This is a genomic window from Gordonia tangerina (genome assembly GCF_021556435.1).
GTDB classification, from domain to species: domain Bacteria; phylum Actinomycetota; class Actinomycetes; order Mycobacteriales; family Mycobacteriaceae; genus Gordonia; species Gordonia tangerina.
Genome location: NZ_JAKGCU010000062.1, coordinates 1 through 1,375, shown reverse-complemented (window position 1 = coordinate 1,375; position 1,375 = coordinate 1). Strand labels below are relative to the sequence as shown.

At 68.7% G+C, this 1,375-nt stretch carries 1 protein-coding gene; it reads right to left on the bottom strand.

Annotated elements, in window-relative coordinates:
* Window positions 1–23 precede the first annotated feature (23 nt).
* A complete protein-coding gene (locus L1892_RS24550; protein ID WP_012832474.1) occupies window positions 24–1,286 on the bottom strand; it encodes an ISL3 family transposase in 1,263 nt (420 codons plus the stop codon).
* Between the last annotated feature and the right edge of the window lie 89 nt (window positions 1,287–1,375).

Below are 1,375 nucleotides of genomic sequence, written 5' to 3'. Positions count from 1 at the left end.
GGCTCTCCTGACCGATCCGTGGGTCATGACCGGCCGGGGAGGACTGGTCGGTGGCCGCCGAGGTTGAGCATGGCCAAGGCGATGAGAGCCTCGGGAGACCTGAATCCGAAGGCAACGCGGGTGATCAGCCGGATCTTGGTGTTGACCGACTCGATGCGACCGTTGGACAGACCGTGCTCGATCGCTGCGAGGATCGAGGCCTGGTGTTTGACGATGCGACGCTGCAGCTCCACGAAGGCGGGAATCCGGCAGCGCCGCGCCCACCGGATCCAGACCTCGAGCGCCTCCGCGGCCTCGGCGTGGGGCAGCTGGAAGACCAGTCGCAGGCCTTCTTTGAGCAGGTAGGCACGGTGCAGCCGCGGGTCGGTCTTGGCGACCCAGGCCAGCTTGGCCTGCTGCCTGACCGTGAGGTTCTCGGGGTTCTTCCACAGCGCGTAGCGGGCATGCTTCAACGCCTTCGCGTGTCCCGATGCGCGGCCGGCACGGCGCTGGGTGGCCGCTCCGCGGGCCTGGTTCCAGGCAGCTCGGCGGACCTCGTCGAGGGCGTCGGTGGCCCACCGGACGACGTGGAAGGGGTCGGCGCAGCGGACCGCGTGGGGGCAGTGGTCGGCGACCACAGTGCTGATCCAGTCCGCACCGTCGGCGGAGACGTGGGTGATCTGGCTGCACCGCTCCTCACCGAGGGCGTCGAAGAAGCCCTCGAGGGTGGCCTTGTCCCGGCCGGGGGCGGCCCAGACCAGCCGACCGGTGTCGTGGTCGACGACCACGGTCAGGTAGCGGTGGCCGCGCTTGTAGGAGATCTCATCGATCCCGATCCGGCGTAGGTCGGCGAACCGGTCATGCAGCTTCTCGACGTCGGCCCAGACCCGGGTGATGATCGCCCCCACGGTGCGCCAGGCGATCCGCATCAACTCGGTGACCGCGCTCTTGGAGCACTGGGTGGCCAGCCAGGCGACCTGCTCATCGAACCCGGTGGTGTGTCCGGCGCCATGCCGGGCCCAGGGCACCGCGCGGACCGTGGGCCCGTGCTCGCGGCAGTTGACCCGCGGTGCGTCGGCCTCGAGATGGACCTGGATGGTGCCCAGGTCCAGCGCCCGCCACCGACGACGTCCCTCGCCACGGTCGTACCAAGGAGACCGTCGCTGACATCGTCCGCAGCGAGCTCCCGCACGTCGCGTGGGCCGAACGCAGGCCACCAGAGTCTGCTCGTCCTCGTCGAACTCGATGTCCTCCACGACTGTCTTCTCGACCCCCAACAGGGCTCGCCATAAGGTGGCGTTCTGCACGCCGTTCTCCGCTCACTGGTTCCTGGTCCTAGACAGCTCAGAAACCTAGACAGGGAACGGCGTGCTCACGTTTCAGGCGCGCTCAACCA